Here is a 17,059-nt window from a genome sequence, read left to right as displayed (position 1 = left end):
CCCGGCGCATTCGCCCGCCGGGGCGCCGACGCACAATGCGGCTTTCGCCCCCGAACTATTCCGTACCGGCAGAGGTCCAGCGGGCCTCGTTCGCCTCGATCGCCGCGATGCGTTCGGCGGTTTTGGGGTGGCTCAGCAGCCAGGCGGGGGCCCCGGCCAGCCGTGACCCTGTCAGGGCATCCAGTTTGCGGAACAGCGACTTTTGCGGTGCCGTGCCGATTCCGGCCTTCATCAGCAGGGCAGAGGCCCAGGCATCGGCTTCGTATTCGTCGCGCCGCGACAGCCGGGCCGCCAGAATCGAGGTGATGAAGTTCGCCAGCCAGACCGCCAGCAGCGGACCGACGACCGGAATCGCCCGCAGGAACAAGGCGACAAGCGACACGAACACGGCATTCTGCCCGGAAAAGTCGATCATGCGCCGCCTGGTATGGCCAAGCGCCACGTGGCCAAGCTCATGCGCAATGACACTGGCCAGCTCTTCGGCCGTGACCTCGCCGCGACGGTATTTCTGATAGAATCCCCGCGTCAGGAAGATGCGGCCATCGGGCGCCGCAAGCCCGTTGATCGGCTCGATCTCGAAAATCGACACGGGTACCTGTGGCAGATCCAGCGCCTGCGCCATTTGGCCGGTCAAACGTTCCAGCTCCGGGTCGCGCAGGGGGGTCGATTGCTGGTCCAGCACCCGCTTGGTGCGCCAGGCCGAAAACAGATACAGCGCGACCGCATAGCCGACAGCAAGCAGAAGGGGGGCGAGTTTGATCATGCGGGGAAGATGGGGGCAGGGCGGCGCCAAGTCAAACCCGCTTGCATCGGCGCGGCACTCGCGGTTGAAACATCCCAAAGGAGACCGTCATGTGCCAACCATCCGCCCCAGCCAGCCCCGCAACGGTCGAGGCGTTGTTCACCCGGCCCGAAGGGTATGTGTTTGCACGGTGGGGCCGCCCCATAGTGCCGGTAATTTTCGGGGTCGAAGAGGCCACGCTGGCCGTCTTCAAGGGCGCCATCGAGGCGGTCGTGGCCTTGGCCGGTCATCAGATCGCGGATCACGACCCAGAGCTTGGCGCGAATCTGATGATGTTCTTCTGCCGCGACTGGTCCGAACTTGTGCAGGTGCCGAACCTTGATCGGCTGGTCGACGGGCTGGCATCGCTTGTGACCCGGCTGGAGGCGCAAGAGGCGAACCAGTACCGCATGTTCCGCTTTGACGAACATGGGGCGATCCGCGCTGTCTTTGTGTTCATCCGCGTCGATGCAGCCCTTGCAGAGGTGTCCGCCGAGGTGCTGGCACTGGATCAGGCGGTGCGGTTGATCTGCCTGTGGGGCGATGATGCCCTTGCACAGGGCGTTCTGGTCCGGACCGAGCAGAGCGATGCCGTGCTTGGCCCGCAGATCGGCGCCGTGATCAGGGCGGCCTATGATCCGGTCATGCCCGCGGCGTCACGCGACCCGGCCCATGCGCTGCGCCTGTTCGCCCGAATGTCCGGCGAATGACACAAGATTCCGGCTGGCAGGCATATTGTGCCACGGCGGCTCAGGCCAGTCTTGCAGGCGTGCGCGGCGGAACAGATCGCTGACCGGTTCCGCCACAAGCCGCGCCGGGCGCTTGCTATCTTTGCGACTTTGCGCTGCTCCTTTCGCGGGCATCTTCAAGCCGCTGCATGTACTGGACATGCCTGCGGCGGGCATCTGCGGCGCGTTTGATCTCTGCGGGTGTGGCTGGCTTGGCAAGAAACTCGGCCAAGTCAAACGGAGGCTTTCGAGAAAACATCTGCATGGGCGCTCCTGTGGCAGCGAAGTGCTGCCAAAGGGGCTGTAGCATGTTTCCAGGCCCGCAGGGCACAAAAACACCGCAAGGCCGCAAAATGCCAAAGCTGGGGCGGAATCCTGTGGGTGTGCAGAAATGGGTAAATTGGATTCGCATAATCGGTATTATGTTAATAAATGACCTGTGGAAGCCGAAATCCGACCGTGGCGCGGTCTGTTCTGGGCTATGGCGGTTTTCGATCGACCACGCCATAACCGCATCATGCTGAACGACAGTCTGCCGATTGACGATTGCCTTCACGACCTTGGCCAGGCCCTGCGCCGTCAGGGCCGCGCGGTGTTGCAGGCGCCACCGGGTGCCGGCAAGACAACTCGGGTGCCGCTGGCGCTGCTGCCGGATGTCCAGGGACGCATCCTGATGCTGGAGCCGCGCCGACTGGCGGCCCGCGCGGCTGCCGAACGCATGGCACAGACGCTGGGCGAAGCTGTCGGCCAGCGCGTCGGCTACCGGATCCGCGGCGAGTCCAGGGTCTCCTCCCAGACACGGATCGAGGTTGTGACCGAAGGCATCCTGACCCGGATGATTCAGTCCGACCCGGAGCTTTCCGGCGTAAGTGCCGTCATCTTCGATGAATTTCACGAACGCAGCCTGAATGCCGATCTGGGCCTTGCCTTGGTGCTGGAGGCGCGTGCCGCGCTTCGGCCGGATCTGTGGGTGCTGGTGATGTCGGCAACGCTGGATGCCGGGCCGGTCGCTGCGCTGATGGGGGATGCCCCGTTGATCACCTCGGATGGCCGGGCCTTTCCCGTGGAAACCCGCTGGTTGCCGCGTCCATTGCCCGCAGCTGCGCGGCTTGAACGCGAGGTCGCGGCACTGGTGCAGCAGGCGATTGCGGAAACCGACGGCGGTGTTCTGGTCTTCTTGCCTGGCGAGGGCGAGATCCGGCGTGTCGCGGCGCAGCTTGGCCCGCTTGTGAGCTGTGACGTGCAACCTCTTTACGGTGCAATGGATTTTCGCGCCCAGCGTGCGGCGCTTGCGCCATCTCGGGGCCTGCGCAAGGTGGTTCTGGCCACGTCGATTGCCGAAACCTCCCTGACCATTCCCGATATCCGGGTGGTGGTCGATGCGGGGCGTGCTCGCCGTGCACGGTTCGATCCGGGGTCCGGCATGTCGCGGCTGGTCACGGAACGGGTCAGCCGGGCCGAGGCGGAGCAGCGCCGTGGACGGGCCGGTCGCGTGGCCCCCGGCATCTGCTATCGTCTGTGGGCCAAGGCCGAAGAGGGCGCCCTGCCCGCCTTTCCACCGCCCGAAATTGCCACCGCAGATCTGGCCGGTCTTGCGTTGGATCTTGCGCTTTGGGGCTCGGACGAGGGGTTGGCCTTTCTGACACCGCCCCCTGCGGGCGCCCTGGCCGAGGCACGGGCCTTGCTGACCAATCTGGGCGCGCTGCACCAGGGCCGGATCACGGACCACGGTCGGGCCATGGCGGCGCTGCCGCTGCATCCCCGACTTGCCCATATGTTGCTGGGCGCGGGCCGCGCCGCGGCGCCGCTTGCGGCGCTGATGGCGGACCGCGATCCGCTGATCGGGGCGCCGCCGGACCTGAGCTTGCGACTGCAAGCCCTTGAAAATATATCCTCCTACGCGGATCGGCATCCTTGGGCGGTGAATCGCGATGCCTTGGAACGCATCCGGGCCGAGGGCAGGCGCCTGGCCCGCATGGCACCCGACCGCCCTGCCCTCAGCCCCGGCGCGATGGCTGCCATGGCCTATCCCGACCGCATCGGATTGCGCCGCAAGGGCGAGGCACCGCGATGGGTTCTGTCGGGCGGAAAAGGCGCGACCATGGCACCGGGCACGCCGCTGGCCGGGGCCCGGTTGCTGGTCGCAACCGATCTGGATGGCGACGCGCGCGAGGCCGGCATCCGCCAGGCCGTGGCACTGACCGAAGGCGATCTGCGTGCGCTATGTGCCGACCGCATCGCATGGCTCGAGATCTGCGACTGGTCGCGGCGCGAGGGACGCATTGTTGCGCGGCGGCAGGAACGTCTGGGCGCGCTTGTCCTTGAGGACCGCATCTGGCCCGACCCGCCGCCCGAAGCGATGGCCGCCGCGGCACTGGAAGGCCTGCGGGACGAGGTGCGACAGGGCAATGGCCTGCCGTTCAACGGGGCCGCGGCCCGGCTGCGCAAACGTGCGCTTTCCGCCGCCGAGGCCGGCGAGGACGTCCCCCCCGCTGATGATGCCAGCCTGCTTGAGGCGGCGGCCGACTGGCTGATGCCCGCCCTGCCATCGGTGCGCACCCGTGCCGACCTGCGGGCGCTTGATCTGCTGGAGCCGTTCAGGCTGTATCTGGGCTGGGAAGTCTGCGCACGGCTCGACGCGCTTTACCCCTCGCATTTCACCACCCCGCTGGGGCGTCGCATTCCGATCGACTACGACGGGGATACGCCACAGGTGGAACTGCGCCTGCAAGAGCTGTTCGGGCAGGCCACGCATCCTGTTGTCGGACCGGGCCGCACGCCGCTGAAGCTGTCGCTGCTGTCACCAGGCGGCAAGCCCATTGCGGTGACGTCGGATCTGCCGGGGTTCTGGCAGGGCAGCTATACCGATGTGCGCAAGGACATGCGCGGCCGCTATCCTCGTCATCCCTGGCCCGAAGACCCGTTGCAGGCCGATCCCACGCTGCGCGCCAAACCGCGCGGCACCTGACCCGCGCCAGGCTAGTTGCCGAACAACTTGCCCAGGCCCCGGCGCAGTTCGGTCTCCAGCTTGCGCTTGGCCGCGTCTTCCAGTGTCTCGCCGTTTTCGGCATCCGCGCCCAGCCGCTCGGCCAGTCGGCGCTCTGCACGGGCCCGCTCGGCATCGAGTTTCGGTTTGGCCAATGCGCCCGTATCAAGCTGGAACCGGGGCGCAGCCCATGGCCCGGTGATTTTCAGCGGCACGCTCAGCCCGCCCGTCCCGTCAGTATTCTGCAAGGCGACGGGCACCAGCCGGTAATCCAGGATCTGGCTGCCGATCCCGACGGTCCCGGTTCCCGCAACGCGCAGATAGGGCGCGCTCAGCGTCAGGTCGTCGGCGCGCAACACCCCGTCGGCAATGGAAAATCCGGTGGATACGCTGTCGAATATCGTCTTCTGGCCCTCGCCGACATATCCTGCATCAAGCGTGCGCAACATGCCAAGCAGATCCAGCCCGCGCAGCTCTCCCTTGCCCATGGAAAAGCGCCCCTCGCCTTGCAGGCGGTGCATCATGTCATGGACCGATGCGGTGGAGGATATCACCGAAACGGTGCCGTTGACCGAGGCCAGCAGCCGGTCGCTGCCCGCCGCATCACGCAGCAGCGGCTGCAAGGCAAGGTCTTCGACCACCAGATCCGCCCGTGCCGATCCACGACCGGCAGAATTGGCGATCACCGTTCCGCTGACCCGCCCGTCATAGGCCGCAAGCTCCGACAGCGTGACGACGGCCCGCCCGTCCGTCAGCGCAAGCCTGCCGCGCAATGTGCCAAGGCGGAATGGTCCGGCTGTCACGGCGGGGGCGGCAAAGGTGATGTCGGCATTCAGGGCCTTCAGGGGCGAAAGGTCGATGGGGGCCTTCGACCAGCCACCGCCCGCGCTGCCCTGCCCGTCACCTGCCCCGCCATGCCCTGCGGCCAAAGGCACGACCAGCGCCGTTTCGGCGGTCAGCGTGGCCGCCACGCTGGGACGAAGGCCAGCGGTCTGCACATCGGCATTCACCCGCAGCCGGTTGTCGTCCAGGATCAGCAGACCATCGCGCAACACCAGCCGCAAATCCGGCGACAGCACCGCACGGCCATCCAGCGTGGCCTGGCGCGCGCCGAAACCCGGCGGCACCTCGGGCACCGGCAGGCCCAGCACGGCCGCCAACGCCGCATGGTCTGCGGCGTCCAGATGCAGGGCGCCGTCCGCCTTCAGCGGCGTATGGCCGAAACTGCCCTCGAACCCCAGCGCGTTGCGGCCCGCCGCCAGGTTGATCTTTGCCGTGACCATGTCCCCAGACAGCAAAGCCGCCGCCGGACTGGCCGACAGATCGACCGCAACCCGTTGCCCCCGGACCTGGCCCGTCAGTGCAAGATGCGCCGGTCCCGCAAGGTCGGGCAGCCGCAGCACCGCCCCGACATGCACAAGATCGTAGCGCGCGCCGCTGACCCCGTCGGCAAAGCTCAACTCACCATCCGTGATACGCGCCTCGGACAGCAAGATGCCGCGCCGCGCCGCCGGTGCATCGCCCGCCGCGTCAGATGTGGCAGGCACCAGATCCCAGTTCGCGCGGCCATCCTTGTGGCGCTCCAGCCTCAGGCGCGGTGCCTGCAGCTCCAGCCCGGTGATGCGGATATCGCCACGCAGCAGCGACGCCGCATCCAGCGAAATGCGCAGCGATTCCGCCTCGATCATCGGGGCCTCGCCTGCCCATTCGGCGTTGGCCAGCCGCACAGGGCTGGTCTCAACCGCGATACCGGGCCAGAAACTGGCCTTGACCGGCCCTTCGATGGTCAAGGCGCGGTTGGTGGTGGCCTGCACCTGGCGCGCGGCGATCCGTGCGACCTCTTCGGTCGGGATCAGAAAGAGTGTTGCCGCCACGATCAGCAGCAGCATGACAATACCCGACAAAATTCGTACGATCCAACGCATTGCAATCCTCCGGCAATGGGCCGAGTTTACCCTGCGCGGCGCTCTGGCTCAACGCGGGGCGCTGCCGCGACGTTCTGCTTGCGCGGCGCCCCGCCTATGGCCCACCTTTGGCCGGACAAGGGAGTGTGCCATGGACCCGCGACTGACGATCACCCGCAACGGCCCGTTGGCCGAGATCATGTTGAACCGCCCGGACAAGCGCAACGCGCTGGACATGGGCCTGTTCGACGCGCTGGCAGCGGCCGGGGACAGCCTGAAAGGCGCGACCGGCCTGCGCGCGGTGATCCTGCATGGCGCGGGGGCCGCGTTCTGTGCGGGCATCGACACCGCCGAATTCCTGCGCATGGCGCAGTCCCTGGCCACTGTCAAAGCCGAGATGCTGGCCCCGGCGCGCGGGCAGCCGAACCGCTTTCAGCGCCCGGTGACGGTCTGGGCCGAACTGGGGGTGCCGGTGATCGCGGCCGTGCACGGGGTGGCCTTTGGCGCCGGGCTGCAACTGGCGTTGGGGGCCGATTTCCGCATCGCCGCCCCGGATGCGAAACTGTCGATCATGGAGGCGCGCTGGGGGCTGATCCCGGACATGGGCCTGACCCAAAGCCTGCCGCGCCTGATGCGGGCCGATCTGGCCAAGGAACTGATCCTGTCGGCCCGTGTCCTCGATGCCCCCGAGGCGCTGGCGCTGGGGCTGATTACCCGATTGGCCGAGGATCCGCTGGCCGAGGCGCGCGCGATGGCGGCACGGTTTGCCCAACTCTCCCCCGATGTGTTGCGGGCGGGCAAGCGGCTGGTGGAAGAGACCTGGACGCTTGCACCCGGCGAAGGGCTGTCGATCGAGGCGGCCTTGCAGGCCGATCTGATCGCAAGTCCGAACCAGATCGAGGCCGTGACGGCCGGCATGCAGAACCGCGCGCCGAAATTCACCGGCTAGGGATAAGCCGGGGGCAGATGCCCCCTCTGGCCCATGCTGGGCCATTCCTGCCCAGGGATAGCCGGATCACAGCAACGGCAGGGCCGCTTTTTCCCCCACGCCGCTTGCCCTGCTGGCCATGGGCGGCTAAGGGGGCGGCGATTGCCGCTGTTGCCGGAGAGGCCCGCCATGATCCCCCGCTATTCCCGCCCCGAGATGGTTGCCATCTGGTCGCCCGAGACGAAGTTCCGCATCTGGTTCGAGATCGAAGCCCATGCCTGCGACGCGCAGGCCGCACTTGGCGTGATCCCGAAGGCCAATGCCGAAGCGGTCTGGCGCGCGAAGGATGTGGAGTTCGACGTCGCCCGCATCGACGAGATCGAGGCCGTGACCAAGCATGACGTCATCGCCTTTCTGACCCATCTGGCCGAACATGTCGGCGCCGACGAGGCGCGGTTCGTGCATCAGGGCATGACAAGTTCGGATGTGCTGGACACCACGCTGAACATCCAGCTTGTGCGCGCCTCGGATATTCTGCTGGCCGGAATGGACCGGGTGCTGGCCGCGCTGAAGGCGCGCGCGTTGGAGCACAAGGACACCGTGCGGATCGGGCGGTCGCACGGCATTCACGCCGAACCGACGACCATGGGCCTGACCTTTGCCCGCTTTTACGCCGAGATGGCGCGAGGGCGCAAACGGCTCGAAGCCGCGCGCGAGGAAATCCGCACCGGCGCGATTTCCGGTGCCGTGGGAACCTTTGCCAACATCGACCCTCAGGTCGAGGCCTATGTCTGCGACAAGCTGGGGCTGGAACCCGAGACGATTTCCACCCAGGTGATCCCGCGCGACCGACATGCCATGTTCTTTGCCACGCTGGGGGTGATCGCCAGCAGCATCGAGAATATCGCCATCGAGATCCGCCACATGCAGCGCACCGAAGTGCTGGAAGCCGAGGAATATTTCAGCCCCGGCCAAAAGGGCTCCTCGGCAATGCCGCACAAGCGCAACCCGGTGCTGACCGAAAACCTGACCGGCCTTGCGCGGCTGGTGCGCATGTCGGTCATTCCGGCGCTGGAGAATGTGGCGCTGTGGCACGAACGCGATATCTCGCATTCCTCGGTAGAGCGTGCGATCGGCCCGGACACTACGATCACGCTGGACTTCGCGCTGAACCGTCTGGCCGGTGTGGTGGAAAAGCTGGTGATCTACCCAGAAACGATGCTGAAGAACATGAACAAGTTCAAGGGCCTGGTCATGTCGCAGCGTGTGCTTCTGGCGCTGACCCAGGCCGGTGTCTCGCGCGAGGACAGCTACAGGTTGGTGCAGCGCAATGCCATGAAGGTCTGGGAGACGGGGGCCGATTTCAAGACCGAACTGCTGGCCGACCCCGAAGTGACCGCGGCGCTGAGCCCGGCCGAGATCGAGGAGAAATTCGACCTTGGCTATCACACCAAGCATGTCGATACGATCTTTGCCCGCGTTTTTGGCAGCTGAGCGCATCACGCATCCGTGATGCACGGCGGACACGCCATCTGCGGGAGTCCGTGCTAGTCTGATGTCGGGGCGCCTGGTGCCCCGGCAACAGGGAGACGACGCATGAAGACAAAATTTCTGCTGACCGCCCTCGTCCTGGCCTTCGCGCCGGGCGCCGTGATGGCGATGTGTTCTGACCGGCACGAAAAGGTGGTTGATTGCGCCGCAGGTGAGATGCGCGATCCGGCCTCTGGCCAGTGCACCAAGCCGGTTCATAGCTGATAACCTCGTCTTAACCAGGGCCTGTCAAGCTGCGGAAAACCCTTGTCGGAGGTTCCAATGCCGCAGGCCCTGGCCCGGATCACGCCACAGCGCATTGCCGCGCCCGATCCTGTCCCGCTGACCAACCGCGAAAAGGCGGCAATCATCGTGCGATTGCTGCTGGCCGAAGGGGCGCCGCTGCCGCTGTCGGCGTTGCCGGATCACATGCAGGCCGCATTGACCGAACAGATGGCTGCCATGCGGCTGGTGGACCGCGATACGATGCAGGCGGTGGTGCAGGAATTCCTGTCCCAGCTTGAATCTGTCGGCCTGTCCTTTCCCGGCGGGCTGGAAGGGGCGCTGTCCATGCTGGACGGACATATCAGCCCATCGGCGGCGACGCGGTTGCGGCGCCTTGCAGGTGCCTCGGGCAAGGTCGATCCGTGGGAACGCATCATTCCGCTGCCCGCAGACCGCCTGCTGCCCGTCCTTGAAGACGAGGCGGTTGAGATTGGCGCGGTGTTGCTGTCGAAACTTCCCGTCGCCAAGGCTGCGGATCTGTTGGGAAAACTGCCGGGGGACAAGGCGCGCCGCGTCGCCCATGCCGTGTCGCTGACCGGCAACATCGACCCCGATACGGTGCGGCGGATCGGTCTGTCGCTTGCCGGTCAACTGGATGCCCAGCCTCCCAAAGCCTTCGAGACCGGGCCGGAAGAACGGGTCGGGGCGATCCTGAACGTCAGCACGGCGGCGGTGCGCGATGCGCTGCTTGACGGGCTGGGGGCCGAAGATGCGGTTTTTGCGGGCAAGGTGCGCAAGGCCATTTTCACCTTTGGCCATATCCCGGCGCGCGTTACCCCCCGCGACGTCCCCAAGGTTGTGCGCATGGTCGACCAGGCGACGCTGATCACCGCATTGGTCGGCGCAACCGGCCCGTTGGCGCCCGTTGCCGACTTCATCCTGAGCAACATGAGCCAACGCATGGCCCAGAGCCTGCGCGAGGAAATGGCCGCCAGGGACAAGGTCCGCGACAAGGATGCCGAAGCGGCACATTCCATGGTGGTAGAGGCGGTGCGGACGCTGGAATCGCAAGGCGAGCTCCAGCTTGTGATCGAGGATGACTAGGGCGCCCCCGGTGGCCATGGCCCGCGCCTTGCGCTAGGGTCGGCCGGATCGTCGGGATCCCACGCAGGACAGATCATGGACAGCCCTACCCCCAAGGCGGCGCAGCGCCTGTGGTGCACGGATCCCCGCCTTTGGCGGCCGGGCGCGGTGCAGCGCATCCTGACGCTGTCAGGGCTGCCGCCGGCCCCCGTTCTCCCCGGCCGCGCGCCGCATGCCGGGGACCAGGCCGGGGTCTGGGGCCGGGCCGAACCTGCGCCAAGGGCCGAAACCTGGGCCAAGGCACGGGGCCTGCACGTCGTGCGGGTGGAAGATGCCTTTTTGCGGTCTGTCGCCCCGGCGCTTGCCCAACGCCGCGGTGACGGCCCGTTCGGCCTGCTGATCGACCGCAGCGGGGGGATGCATTTCGACCCGTCCGCCCCGTCGGATCTGGAAACGCTGCTCGCCCGGCACCCGCTGGATGAGTCTGCGCTGCTGGACCGCGCGCGCGAGGGCATGGCCCGCCTGGCCGAACACAGCCTGTCGCAGGTCAATCCGCATGACCCCGCCCTGCCCGGCCCGCCGCCTGGCTATGTGCTGATCGTGGACCAGCCGCGCGATGCCGCCTCGATCCGGGCCAGTGGCGCAGGCTATGGCACCTTCCGCGAAATGCTGTTCCGCGCGATGGATGATCATCCTGGCCGTCCGGTCGTGATCCGCCCGCACCCCGACACCATCGCCAACCGGCGCCCCGGACATTTCGGCCCCGAGGATATGCGCGACGGCATTGTCCTGCTGACCGACCCGGTCGCACCGCAGGTGCTGCTGGAGGGGGCGATTGCGGTCTATACGGTCAGTTCGCACCTTGGATTCGAGGCTGTTCTGGCGGGCCACAAGCCGCAGGTGTTCGGGCGGCCCTTCTATGCGGGCTGGGGGCTGACCGAGGATCATGGCGGCCCGCTGCCGCGCCGCCACCGGAACCTGACGCGGGCCCAGATGTTCGCAGCGGCGATGATCCTCGCGCCGACCTGGTACGATCCCTGCCGGGATCGGCTGTGCGGTTTCGAAACAGCACTCGACCAGTTGCAGGCCGAGGTCCGCGCCTTCCGCGACGATCGCGCAGGCCATGTCGCAACCGGAATGCGGATGTGGAAACGCGGCCCGTTGCAGGGGGTTTTCGGGCGCGAAAAGCCTCTGCGCTTTGCCGCCCCGCACAAGGCCGCCCGAATCGCGCAGGCGCAGGGGCGCGGACGGCTGATCTGGGCGGACAAGGGCAGCGCCGAGTCCGGTCCCGGTGCGGTATGGCGGGTCGAGGACGGGTTGATCCGCTCGCGCGGTCTTGGTGCCGATCTGGTGCCGCCGCTGTCGCTGGTCCTGGACGATCTGGGCATCTACTACGACCCCACACGCCCCAGCCGGCTCGAACACCTGATCGCACGGCCACTGCGCCCTGGTCAGGAGTTGCGCGCCGAACGGCTGGTCGCACGGCTGATCGCATCGGGGGTGACGAAGTACAATCTTGGCGGCGCCGCGCCCCAGGTGCCAGAGGGGCACCGGATCCTTGTGCCCGGTCAGGTCGAGGATGACGCCAGCCTCCGTCTGGGCGGCGGCGATGTGCGCACGAATCTGGCGCTGCTGGAACGGGCGCGCGCCGAAAACCCCGGTGCGATCCTGCTGTGGAAACCGCATCCCGATGTCGAGGCGGGCCTGCGCCCCGGCAAGGTTCCGGCGGAACGTCTGCACGGGCTGGTGGATGCCACGCTCTCAGGGGTCGATGCCGCAGCGGCCCTCGGGCTGGCGGATGAGGTGTGGACAATGACCTCGGGCCTTGGGTTCGAGGCGGTGCTGCGCGGCCTTCCTGTCACCTGCCTTGGGGCGCCGTTCTATGCCGGCTGGGGGCTGACGCGGGATCTGGGCCCGGTTCCTGCCCGCCGTCAGGCGCGACCGACGCCAGCGGCATTGGCCTATGCCGCGCTCATCGGCTATCCGCGCTACCGCGATCCGATCACCGGCAGGCCCTGCCCGGTAGAGCTGATTGTAGAGCGTATCGCCGACGGCCAGACCCTGCCCCGTTCCGCAGTGATGCGCGTGCTGGCGCTGGCCCAAGGGGCGCTGGCCGGTCACGCCTGGATCTGGCGGCGCTGATCAGCGCCGGCGGATCGACCGTGCGTTGTCAGAGCCAGTGACGGTGATCGTGCGGATCGCTTCAAGGCGCTGCGTGGTGACAAAGGTGGCCACCGTCACCTCGCGCGACAGAGGCGTGCCCTGAACCGCGTCTTGCGGTTCCTTCAGCACGAACCGAAAGATCATCTCATCTTCCCTCGCGCCGTCCTCACGCACCAGTTCGGCGGAATACCATCCCTGCGTCGGCGGCACACCCTTGGCGCGGATGATCGCGCCGCCGCTTGCCGGTTCGACGAACAGTTCCGTGACCTGCGCCACCGGAATGCGGCCGCCATCGCGGGCGGGCTGTGCGGGCACCGCTGCGGCCCGCTCTGACCGGCCGAACCAGTTGAACGGGTTCAGGCGCGACTCGCGTACCGTTGCGCAGCCGCTTACGACCATCACCGCCGCCAAGGCTGCCAATAGGCTCTTGCGCATCCGCCCCTCCGTTCCGCATCTCTGCCCCCTGCCTAGCCGAAGGCGGGCGGTTTGAAAAGCCTGCCGTCCGAGACTGGACGTTTCGCCCTGCGCATCTTAGGTCAAGGGCATCAGCCGGAGACCGCCATGGCCACGACCGCCTTCGAAGACATTGCCGAAACGTTCGAATTCCTCGACGACTGGGAGGAGCGCTATCGCCATGTGATCGAACTGGGCAAGGCGATGCCGCCAATGCCCGAGGCGCTGAAGGTGCCTGCGACCAAGGTGGACGGCTGTGCCTCACAGGTCTGGCTGCACCCTGCGATCGAGGGCGGCCGGTTCGGGTTTCAGGGTGACAGCGACGCCCTGATCGTTCGCGGATTGATCGCTGTTCTTCACGCGCTGTATTCCGGCGTCCCGGTGGCAGAGGTCAGCCGGATTGATGCCCATGCCGAACTTGGCCGGCTGGGGCTGCATGACCATCTGTCCTCGCAACGCTCTAACGGTGTCCGCGCCATGGTGGAACGGATTCGTCGTCTGGCAGCAGCGGCTTAGCCCGCGATGATGATGCAGGTGGTGGACCCGGTGGCATAGACCTTGCCATCCATCGCCCCGCGCAGAACCGCCTCGGCCACGACCGTGGAGCGGCCCGCGTGCTGCACGTTGGCGATGCATTCGACCTCCATCCCGACAGGCAGGGCGCGGGCGATGTTCACCTTGTATTCAAGGGTGGTGTACCAACTGCCCTTGGGCACCATGGTCATCGCAGCACAGCCAAGCGCCGAATCGAGCACCGCCCCATACCAGCCGCCATGCACGCCCCCCATGGGGTTGGTGAAGGCAAAGCTCGGGGTGCCGTGAAACACGGCATGGCCCTTGTCGATGGCGGCGAGGGTAAAGTTCAGCGTTTCTGCAATGGCCGGGCCGGGAAAGCGCCCTTCCAGCATGGCTTGCATGAACTCCAGCCCCGACATGGACAGGAGTATATCCCGCGATGGCAGGTCTTCCGGGCGGCTGGCATAGATGGCTCTGGTCATCGCGGTCTCCTGCTGTGCGCAGGGTGGTGATGGCAAAGCGGCGCGGCACTGTCCAGACGGCGCCCCTGCCAATGGGGGGCGCCGTTACGTCACTTGCGGTTCACCCTGCGGCGGCGACCGCGCGTTTCGTCATCACCTTGACCAGATGCGCGCGATACTCCGGCGTGCCGTGCATATCCCCGATCATGCCATCCGCGCCGACACTCAGCCCCTCCAGCGCCGAGGCATCAAACCGGCCGCTCAGGGCCTGTTCCGCCTCGGTCCAGCGAAAGACACCCTCTTCGGATGCGCCGGTGACGGCCACCCGCACGCCACTTGCCCCCTTGGCCACGAACACGCCGGTCAGGGCAAAGCGCGAGGCGGGCTGGGCAAACTTTACATAGGCGGCCTTGTCCGGGATCGGGAATTTCACCGCCGTGATGATCTCGCCATCGTCCAGCGCAGTGGCGAACATGCCCTGGAAGTAATCATCCGCCGCAATCTCGCGGCTGTTGGTGACAATGGTTGCGCCCGAGGCCAGCACCGCCGAGGGATAGCAGGCCGCCGGATCGTTGTTGGCCAGAGAGCCGCCAAGGGTGCCACGATTGCGCACCATCGGATCGCCGATCTGCCCGGCAAGTGCGGCCAGCGCCGGGTAATGCGCTGCGGCTGTGGCGGCCACGACCGCATGCGTGGTGCCCGCGCCCACCGTCAGCACCCCATCCGCCGCCGACACTCCCTTCAACTCTGCCAGTCCATTCAGGCTGACAAGGCTGTCGGGCTGGTTCAGGCGTTGCTTCATCGTGGGCAGCAGCGTCATGCCACCTGCCAGCGCCTGGGCCCCCTCGCGCCCCATGGCCGCGATGGCATCGGCCAACGAGGCAGGTTTGACAAATTCGAAATCATACATGGCTTTGCCTCGCTTATTTCGCGTTCATCGCGGCCCAGACGCGGGCCGGTGATACGGGCATGTCGATATGGCTGATATGGGTGTGTCCGCCCCGGTGCAGCGCGTCGATCACCGCATTGACCACAGCCGGGGGCGAGCCGATGGCCCCTGCCTCGCCACAGCCCTTGACGCCCAGCGGGTTGTGGGTGCACGGCGTGACGCAGGAATGATCGACCTTGTAGAACGGCAGGTCATCGGCGCGCGGCATCGCGTAATCCATGTAGGATCCGGTCAAAAGCTGGCCGGTTTCGTCATAGACACAGTTTTCCAGCAGCGCCTGCCCGATCCCCTGGGCCAGACCGCCATGCACCTGACCTTCGACGATCATCGGGTTGACGACATTGCCGAAATCGTCCGCAGCGGTAAAGGCCACGATCTCGACCTTGCCGGTGTCGGGGTCCACCTCCACCTCGCAGCCATAGGCACCGGACGGATAGGTAAAGTTGGAAGGATCGTAGAAGGCGGTTTCCTCCAGCCCCGGCTCCATGCTTTCGAGCGGGTAGTTGTGCGGCACATAGGCGGCCAGCGTCACCCCCGCCCAATCCACCGACTTGTCGGTCCCCGCGACCGAAAATTTGCCGTCCTTCAGCTCGATGTCGTCTTCGGATGCTTCAAGAAGATGCGCGGCTATCTTCTTGGCTTTGTTGATGATCTTGTTGGTGGCCTTGACCAGCGCCGATCCGCCCACCGCAAGGCTGCGGCTGCCATAGGTGCCCATGCCCATGGGGGTGTTGGAGGTATCGCCATGAACGATTTCCACCTGTCCGGCATCAATCCCGATCATCTCGGCAACCACCTGGGCAAAGGTGGTTTCGTGCCCCTGTCCGTGGCTGTGGCTGCCGGTGAACACCGAAATCGACCCCGTGGCATTCACCCGGACCGTGGCGCTTTCATACAGGCCCGCGCGGGCACCCAGTTGCCCGACCAGGTTCGACGGGGCGATCCCACAGGCCTCGATGTAATGGGCGATGCCGAAACCGCGCAGCTTGCCACGGGCTTTCGATTCTGCCGCACGTTCGGAAAATCCTGCATGATCAGAGATTTCCAGCAACTTGTTCATCGTCGCCTGATAGTTTCCGGTATCATAGACCACCGCAACAGGCGTCTGATACGGAAACTGGTCCGGCTGGATGAAGTTCTTGCGGCGCAGCTCGATCGGATCGACGCCCAATTCGCGCGCGGCCTTGTCGATCAGACGTTCCAGTTGGAACGTCGCCTCGGGGCGGCCAGCGCCGCGATAGGCATCGACCGGAACCGTATTGGTAAACACCGCCTTGACGTTCACATAGATCAGCGGCGTGCGGTAATTGCCCGCCATCAGCGTGCCATGCAGCCAGGTCGGGATCGACGGGGCAAAGGTCGAAAGATAGGCCCCCATGTTGGCCAGGGTTTCCGTCCGCAGCGCGGTAAAGTTCAGATCGGCATCCAGCGCCAGTTCAATCCGGGTCACATGATCGCGGCCATGTGCGTCCGAGATGAATGCCTCGGACCGGCTGGATGTCCATTTCACGGGCCTTTTCAAAGCTCTGGCAGCGAAAGTGCAGAAGGCTTCTTCGGCATAGTGGTAAATCTTGGACCCGAATCCGCCTCCCACATCGGGTGCCACCACCCGCAGGCGATGTTCGGGAATGCCCAGCACGAAGGCCCCCATGAGCAAGCGGATCACATGCGGGTTCTGGCTGGTGGTATACAGCGTGGACATGTCGTTCCACGGATCATAATCCCCGACGGCAACGCGCGGCTCCATCGGATTGGCGATCAGGCGGTTGTTGACCAGATCAAGGCTGACCTTATGCGCCGCCTTGCTGAACGCCTCGTTGACCGCCTCGCGGTTCTCTTCGACAAAACCCCAGTCATAGCATAGGTTTGACGTCAAATCCTCATGCACTTTGACAGCATCGGGCGCCAAGGCGGCCTTCATGTCGATGACGGCTGGCAGGTCTTCGATATCTACAGTGATGGCCTCTGCGGCATCGCGGGCCTGTTCAAGCGTCTCGGCCACCACAACCGCGATGGGGTCGCCCACATGGCGCACCTTGCCATCGGCCAGAACCGGATGCTTGGGTTCCTGCATCGGGTTGCCATGGCGATCCGTCACCTGCCAGCCACAGGGCAACCCGCCCACGGCTGCGAAATCCGCGGCGCTGAAGATGCGGACCACGCCGGGCATGTCGGCCGCGGCAGAGGTCTCCAGCCCGCGGATCCGGCCATGGGCCACTTCGCTGCGCAGGAAATGCGCATGAAGCTGGCCACGCAGGTTGATGTCGTCGGTATAGCGCCCGTTCCCGGTCAGGAACCGCACGTCCTCGCGCCGCTTGGTGCTGGCGCCGATGCCACCATCTTTTGGCATGG

14 protein-coding genes are annotated in these 17,059 nt (G+C 66.1%); 8 read left to right on the top strand and 6 right to left on the bottom strand.

The window, feature by feature from the left end; all coding sequences use genetic code 11:
* Positions 1-55: 55 nt before the first annotated feature.
* Positions 56-763, bottom strand: a complete 708-nt coding sequence (locus tag BW970_RS02545) for a M48 family metallopeptidase (protein WP_076529183.1) — start codon at positions 761-763, stop codon at positions 56-58.
* 89 nt (positions 764-852) lie between these two features.
* Here BW970_RS02545 and BW970_RS02540 point away from each other — a divergent pair, with 89 nt between their 5' ends.
* Positions 853-1,491, top strand: coding sequence for a hypothetical protein (locus BW970_RS02540; protein ID WP_076528372.1), 639 nt, complete (start codon positions 853-855; stop codon positions 1,489-1,491).
* 538 nt (positions 1,492-2,029) lie between these two features.
* Positions 2,030-4,477 (top strand): ATP-dependent helicase HrpB, encoded by a 2,448-nt coding sequence (hrpB, locus tag BW970_RS02535; protein WP_076529181.1) that lies wholly within the window; start codon positions 2,030-2,032, stop codon positions 4,475-4,477.
* A gap of 11 nt (positions 4,478-4,488) precedes the next feature.
* Here the strand turns inward: hrpB and BW970_RS02530 are convergent, their stop codons facing one another.
* Entirely contained in the window at positions 4,489-6,420 is a 1,932-nt protein-coding gene (locus BW970_RS02530) for an AsmA family protein (protein WP_076528370.1), read from the bottom strand.
* A 130-nt stretch (positions 6,421-6,550) separates the two neighbouring features.
* On the opposite strand from BW970_RS02530, the gene BW970_RS02525 reads away from it, so the two are divergent.
* From BW970_RS02525 to BW970_RS02510, 5 genes are all read left to right on the top strand, one after another.
* Positions 6,551-7,348, top strand: coding sequence for a crotonase/enoyl-CoA hydratase family protein (locus BW970_RS02525; RefSeq protein ID WP_076528369.1), 798 nt, complete (start codon positions 6,551-6,553; stop codon positions 7,346-7,348).
* A 168-nt stretch (positions 7,349-7,516) separates the two neighbouring features.
* Complete coding sequence (gene purB, locus BW970_RS02520) at positions 7,517-8,821, top strand: adenylosuccinate lyase (protein WP_076528367.1); 1,305 nt, start codon at positions 7,517-7,519, stop codon at positions 8,819-8,821.
* 102 nt (positions 8,822-8,923) lie between these two features.
* The gene (locus BW970_RS20480; RefSeq protein ID WP_144038850.1) at positions 8,924-9,082 is read left to right on the top strand and encodes an adenylosuccinate lyase; all 159 of its coding nucleotides are present in this window, start codon (positions 8,924-8,926) and stop codon (positions 9,080-9,082) included.
* A gap of 57 nt (positions 9,083-9,139) precedes the next feature.
* Complete coding sequence (locus BW970_RS02515) at positions 9,140-10,186, top strand: flagellar motor switch protein FliG (RefSeq protein ID WP_076528365.1); 1,047 nt, start codon at positions 9,140-9,142, stop codon at positions 10,184-10,186.
* A 75-nt stretch (positions 10,187-10,261) separates the two neighbouring features.
* Positions 10,262-12,307, top strand: coding sequence for a capsular polysaccharide biosynthesis protein (locus BW970_RS02510; RefSeq protein ID WP_076528364.1), 2,046 nt, complete (start codon positions 10,262-10,264; stop codon positions 12,305-12,307).
* On the opposite strand, the gene BW970_RS02505 is transcribed toward BW970_RS02510, so the two are convergent.
* Positions 12,308-12,763: a hypothetical protein gene (locus BW970_RS02505; RefSeq protein WP_076528362.1), complete on the bottom strand. Its 456-nt coding sequence runs from the start codon at positions 12,761-12,763 to the stop codon at positions 12,308-12,310.
* A gap of 126 nt (positions 12,764-12,889) precedes the next feature.
* Between BW970_RS02505 and BW970_RS02500 the strand changes: the two genes are divergently transcribed.
* Positions 12,890-13,297: a SufE family protein gene (locus tag BW970_RS02500; RefSeq protein WP_076528360.1), complete on the top strand. Its 408-nt coding sequence runs from the start codon at positions 12,890-12,892 to the stop codon at positions 13,295-13,297.
* On the opposite strand, the gene BW970_RS02495 is transcribed toward BW970_RS02500, so the two are convergent.
* The 3 genes from BW970_RS02495 to BW970_RS02485 all read right to left on the bottom strand — a co-directional run bounded on the left by BW970_RS02495 (position 13,294) and on the right by BW970_RS02485 (position 17,057).
* Positions 13,294-13,779, bottom strand: coding sequence for a PaaI family thioesterase (locus BW970_RS02495; protein ID WP_076528357.1), 486 nt, complete (start codon positions 13,777-13,779; stop codon positions 13,294-13,296). The genes BW970_RS02500 and BW970_RS02495 overlap by 4 nt on opposite strands.
* A gap of 100 nt (positions 13,780-13,879) precedes the next feature.
* The gene (locus tag BW970_RS02490) at positions 13,880-14,668 is read right to left on the bottom strand and encodes an FAD binding domain-containing protein (protein ID WP_076528355.1); all 789 of its coding nucleotides are present in this window, start codon (positions 14,666-14,668) and stop codon (positions 13,880-13,882) included.
* A gap of 13 nt (positions 14,669-14,681) precedes the next feature.
* The gene (locus tag BW970_RS02485) at positions 14,682-17,057 is read right to left on the bottom strand and encodes a xanthine dehydrogenase family protein molybdopterin-binding subunit (RefSeq protein WP_076529179.1); all 2,376 of its coding nucleotides are present in this window, start codon (positions 17,055-17,057) and stop codon (positions 14,682-14,684) included.
* Positions 17,058-17,059: the final 2 nt, after the last annotated feature.

The organism is Gemmobacter megaterium (assembly GCF_900156815.1).
Classification (GTDB): Bacteria; Pseudomonadota; Alphaproteobacteria; order Rhodobacterales; family Rhodobacteraceae; genus Wagnerdoeblera; species Wagnerdoeblera megaterium.
The sequence above is the reverse complement of the archived record's forward strand: the minus strand, read 5'-3'. Positions and strand labels throughout refer to the sequence as shown.